This window comes from Mycobacterium sp. E2238 (genome assembly GCF_001672665.1).
Classification (GTDB): domain Bacteria; phylum Actinomycetota; class Actinomycetes; order Mycobacteriales; family Mycobacteriaceae; genus Mycobacterium.
This window is the reverse complement of the sequence record NZ_LZKF01000177.1, coordinates 1-4,475: the sequence shown is the minus strand read 5'-3', so window position 1 is coordinate 4,475 and position 4,475 is coordinate 1. Positions and strand designations below refer to the sequence as shown.

4 protein-coding genes and 2 pseudogenes are annotated in these 4,475 nt (G+C 66.7%); 1 reads left to right on the top strand and 5 read right to left on the bottom strand.

Translation table 11 applies throughout. The features are described from left to right. A pseudogene (locus A5711_RS16010) lies at window positions 1-620 on the bottom strand (2,3-dihydroxybiphenyl 1,2-dioxygenase); the annotation flags it as partial. A 96-nt stretch (window positions 621-716) separates the two neighbouring features. Between A5711_RS16010 and A5711_RS16005 the strand changes: the two are divergent. Beyond that, complete coding sequence (locus A5711_RS16005) at window positions 717-1,358, top strand: TetR/AcrR family transcriptional regulator (protein WP_067948147.1); 642 nt, start codon at window positions 717-719, stop codon at window positions 1,356-1,358. On the opposite strand, the gene A5711_RS16000 is transcribed toward A5711_RS16005, so the two are convergent. The 4 genes and pseudogenes from A5711_RS16000 to A5711_RS26930 all read right to left on the bottom strand — a co-directional run. Further along, complete coding sequence (locus tag A5711_RS16000) at window positions 1,355-2,215, bottom strand: pyridoxamine 5'-phosphate oxidase family protein (RefSeq protein WP_231987492.1); 861 nt, start codon at window positions 2,213-2,215, stop codon at window positions 1,355-1,357. The genes A5711_RS16005 and A5711_RS16000 overlap by 4 nt on opposite strands. Before the next feature lie 57 nt (window positions 2,216-2,272). Next, window positions 2,273-2,746, bottom strand: coding sequence for a hypothetical protein (locus tag A5711_RS15995; RefSeq protein ID WP_156673399.1), 474 nt, complete (start codon window positions 2,744-2,746; stop codon window positions 2,273-2,275). Window positions 2,747-2,757: 11 nt separating this feature from the next. Continuing rightward, window positions 2,758-4,314 carry an MlaD family protein gene (locus A5711_RS15990; RefSeq protein WP_067948142.1) on the bottom strand — a complete coding sequence of 519 codons (1,557 nt, stop codon included), beginning with the start codon at window positions 4,312-4,314 and terminating at the stop codon, window positions 2,758-2,760. Continuing rightward, window positions 4,308-4,475, bottom strand: a pseudogene (locus A5711_RS26930) (mammalian cell entry protein); the annotation flags it as partial. The gene A5711_RS15990 and the pseudogene A5711_RS26930, both read right to left, overlap by 7 nt.

The following is a 4,475-nucleotide window of genomic DNA, read 5'->3' as shown; positions in this document are numbered from 1 at the left end:
CTCACGATCATGCCCAGGTTGTCCAGATACCAGTTCAGCGTTTCGAGGTACTTGGTCGACTGCACCACCAGGTGGCCCAGGCGTTGCACCCGCGCGGGCTCTCGGGGCGGACGCTGGCCGGCGTTGACGCGCCGCATGTCGTTTCCGAAATTGAAGGCGGGGGATCGTTGGCCCGGTAGTTCCGGGAGTTGATGCAATCCGGCGACGACGCGGACCGGCATGCCACTGGGGTCGATCAAGTCGACCGATACCCCGCCGATGGTTTCCGGCAGCGGCCGCACCGATGCGCCTACGGAGTCCGCCAACCGGAGCACGTCGCCCTGGTCGGGGGCCCGGAACGCGGCGCCGGTGAAGCGGCTTCGCCGGCCGCGACGCACGATGACGCACGGCCCTCCCGCCCACGTTCCGCGTAAGTGCAGTTCGTCCGGGCCGTGTTGGGCCGTGTGGAAGCCGAAGGCCCGCGCGAACGCCTCGGCCCGGGCCAGGTCCGGGCGCTCGAACTCCAACCACGCGATGTCGGCGACTTTGATCACCGGGTTACGCGATCGCCCCGGATGCTCACCGGGCCGCGCGGTCTGCTCGCTGTGCGCCTGCGGGCGGGCACTTTCGGTCAAATCCATGACTAACTCCCAACTAACTGACGAAATCGTCACATACGAGAGAACGTTCAGTCAAGGATCTGACGGAATCCTCATAACTGATGCATACTGCTGTGAATGAGCGCGATGGTAGAGCCGACCAGGCTGGAGCGGCGCAAGCGGCGTACCCGGGCTGCGCTGGTCAAAGCCGCGCAGCGGCTGATCGCCGAGGGCAAGGTCAATGTCCCGGTCCTGGAAATCACCCAGGCCGCCGACGTGGGCATGGGGTCTTTCTACAACCACTTCGACAGCAAGGAGCAGTTGTTCGAGGCCGCGGTCGCCGATGTGCTCGACGCCTACGGGTCGATGCTCGATCGGCTCACCGAAGCCATCGAGGACCCGGCCCAAACTTTCGCCACCAGTTTTCGGCTGACTGGCCGGCTGTTTCGTCGGCATCCGCAGGAGAGCCAGATTTTGCTGGCCAACGGGCTGGAACTGCTGTCGTCGGAACGGGGTCTGGCGCCGCGCGCACTCCGCGACATCAAAGCCGGCGTCGCCGCCGGGAGGTTTGACGTCGACGACCCCGAGTTAGCCCTCGCCATGGCCGGGGGCGCGCTGCTGGGCCTCGGAAACCTGTTGCGTGACCATCCCGATCGCGATGACGCGCGCGCGGCGGACGTCGTCACGGAAAACGTTCTGCGGTTGTTCGGGCTCAGCGCCGACGAGGCGCACGCCATCTGCCAACTCCCCCTACCGGACGGGGGACTCTTCGAGGACTAGCGGGCGACGGCGTCGACGGAGAATGCGACGTTTCGACCCACCCCACCGTCATCACCGGCCTCGCCGGGGGTGGTCCACCGCACGTGTGCGGTGCCGGTGATGTGCAAAGTGGCGCCGGTATCGAAATCGATGAACAGCAAAGCGGCCTCGTCGTCGACGGCGAGGTTGCCGTAACTGGTGAACATGTTGTTCCCCGGAAAGTCCGGCCACCACAATCGGTTTGGGGAGTCGACTCGGACGAATCCCGGTGGACCTCCGCGATGTGACGCATCTCGGCCACGGGTGGGATGGCTGGTGCCCAGAAAGAACGTATCTGCCCGTGCGACCAACGCTTGATCGGATGCGTCCAGAACCGTCGCGCGGGTCGCAGGTAGTGGAGGAGGGGCGCCAAGGATCCCCACGTCGATGGCGTGGCGATGAATGTACTTGGGGCAGTTGCCGTATGACTGATCGACGCGGACGAACATGCCGCCCGGCCGGTCAGCACTGACAAGCTCGCCGTTGACCCGTAGCCTGCGCCGGGTGGCGAAGTCGATGGCGATCAGTCCTACCTGTTGACCGGTCGGGATGTCGTGCAGGGGATCGCCGTCGCGGGGGAAGGTGGCGACCCGCAAGATGTCGTCGTGGCCGCGCAGGAAACCCGGCGGTGCAGCCAACGGCGAGATCCAGAGGACCCCGGCGTGGTCGCGCGCGGTCAGCGCGGCGAACCGCTGTGACGCGAGAAATTTTTCGGCGCCCACGGACAGGCCCGACGAGTCGAGCATGCCCTCGAGCCGCCCGGCCTCGGCTTCGACGCCCGCTCGGCGCTGCGTTGCGGTCTCGCCCTCGTGGAAGCCACTCGCGGTCACACGAGCCATAACACCGCCGGTGCCGCAAACCTTCCGTGCAGCGCGGGAAATCAGCGGCCGTTGTCCCTAGGCGACCGACACGATGCGGGCAACCAGCTTGCCGCCCCGGATGACGTCGATCGTCTGGCCCGCCGCAACCTCGTCGAAGTAACGACCCGCACGCTTTCGCAATTCGTCAAGCTCGATCCCGCCGACGGTGTCCACCGGCCTCGACGTCCTGTCCGCGTCGCCGGCGGCCACGATGTGCGCCAGCAATCTGCCCCCGCGCACGACGCTGACGGTCTCCCCGGCCGCGACCCGGTCGAAGCATCGCCCGGCACGCGTTCGCAGTTCATCTAGGCCGATCCACCCACCGGCGTTTTGCGGCCCGGGTTTCGCGGACCGCGCGGGGATGGGAGCCACCCTCCAGTCACCGACGGGCACGATACGCGCTACCAGCTTGCCGCGGCGGACGACATCGATGGTCTCCCCGGCGGCGACCCGTTCGAGGTACCTACAGGCGTCACTCCGAAGTTGGCCTAGGCCAATCGCTTCCCGCATTTCCAATCCCTTCATCGGCTGGCAGGCGGCGCCAGCATGTCCTTCCAGCCGTCGTCTCCCGTTTTGCTCGAGTTCTCGACCGTGTACTTCGCGCCATCGGGCCCCACCAGTTCGCCGCTCTGGGGCAGGTAAACGGCCGGGGGAGGGGCGCCGGGGGTGTAGACGCAGGGATTCGGCTGCTGCCCATTGCATTCCACGGTTCCCGATCCCGGCCGCTGCAGTGGATCGCTGATCGGCGGTGGCGTCCCGGCCACCCTGTCGGAGGGCGCCGGGTTGAGGCCGTTGTTGACCGACGGAGCGGGTATCACCAGCCCCGGTTTCACCGGCTGGTCGCAGCGCGCCGCGGGCGCCGGGCAGGTCACGAGCTGGTTGGGTTCGCCGTACCACGGGTTGGTGCCCAGCGGGACATAGGGTTTGGGGTCGCGGCATTCCCGCGGCGTCGCCGCGCGTTTGCCGGGGACATCGACACACGGAAGATTGCGTGCGCCGCGCACCGCGTTGGCCGGAGTGTCCTGCGGGATCTTGCAATAGGTTCCGGACGGCATCGGCGCCAGGCTGGTATCCGCGGGAGACCGCCACTGGGAGGCCGGGAGAAACCCGGTCAGACACGGCGGGGGCTGGTTGATCGTCAGCGAGGTCCCGAGCGATGCGTAGCCCGGAAAGGCCGTCGTGACCGTCTGACCTTCCGAGGCGCCCTGCGGATAAGCCACCAGCAGTTGCTCGACGCCCTTGTGGTAGCGCTTGAGCATGTCCAGCACGATTTCGAGATTCGCCAGTGTCTGCGGCAGCGACTCTCGGACGTCGCTGAACACCTCGTTGACCTGATCGGCGGTCGGCGCCGCCTGGGTCAGGATGCTTTGCAGGTGCTGGTCGTTTTCCGCGCTCTGCGCGGCCAGGATGCTCAGGTTGTGCGACCAGCGGTCGATCGAGTCACCGGAGTTGACCTGGCTGTCGATGATGGGCCCCGAGTTTTGGATGATGTCGTTGATGTCGGTGATGTTGGTCTTGAAGTCACCGGCGATCGCCTGCGTCGCATCGACCAGTCGCTGCAGCGCGGGGCCCAATCCGCCTACCGCTTGGGCTGTTTCGTCGAGCAGCCCGGCGATCTTGTCCTTGGGCAGCGCGGCCAACCCCCGGTTGGCGGCGTCCAGCGCCGGCCCGATCTCGGTGGGCACGGTTCCCTTGGTGATGGTCTGACCGGGCGAGAAGTATTGGTGCGCATTGCCTACCGACACCAGGTCGAGGTACTGCTCACCGACCGCCGACACCGAATGCACGTTCGCCGAGGCGTCGATCGGGATCCGGTAGCGGTCCCCGATGCTCATCGTCACCCGCGCCCCCGTGGCGGTCGGCTCGACGGCGGTGACCGTGCCAATGGTTTCACCGCGATACGTCACATTGGAGGTCTTGTACAGGCCGCCCGACGCGGGTAGGTCCGCCTTCAACGTGTACTGGCCGATCCCGGCCGCAGTGGGAATCTGCAGGTAGTACCAGCCCAACGCAATCGCTGTGATCGCGGTCAGGATGCCGAACATGACCAGCTGGCGCTTGATGAAGCGGGTCAGCATTGCCTATCCGCCCTTTCGACCAGCGGGCCGCCCGGGGCGTCGTTGGGGTTCGGCGTGTACCGGACATCCGGGATCATCGTTTCGGGGTCGCGGCCCCACGATTGTTCGAGCGCGCGTAGCGCTCCGGAGAACCCGGTCCCGGTGAGGACCGCGTTGTCGAC

Excerpts from the sequence above, each read along its gene's own strand:
- A5711_RS16000 (WP_231987492.1), bottom strand. The coding sequence starts at position 2,215 with ATGGCTCGTGTGACCGCGAGTGGCTTCCACGAGGGCGAGACCGCAACG.
- A5711_RS16005 (WP_067948147.1), top strand. The coding sequence starts at position 717 with ATGAGCGCGATGGTAGAGCCGACCAGGCTGGAGCGGCGCAAGCGGCGT.
- A5711_RS15990 (WP_067948142.1), bottom strand. The coding sequence starts at position 4,314 with ATGCTGACCCGCTTCATCAAGCGCCAGCTGGTCATGTTCGGCATCCTG.
- A5711_RS15995 (WP_156673399.1), bottom strand. The coding sequence starts at position 2,746 with ATGCGGGAAGCGATTGGCCTAGGCCAACTTCGGAGTGACGCCTGTAGG.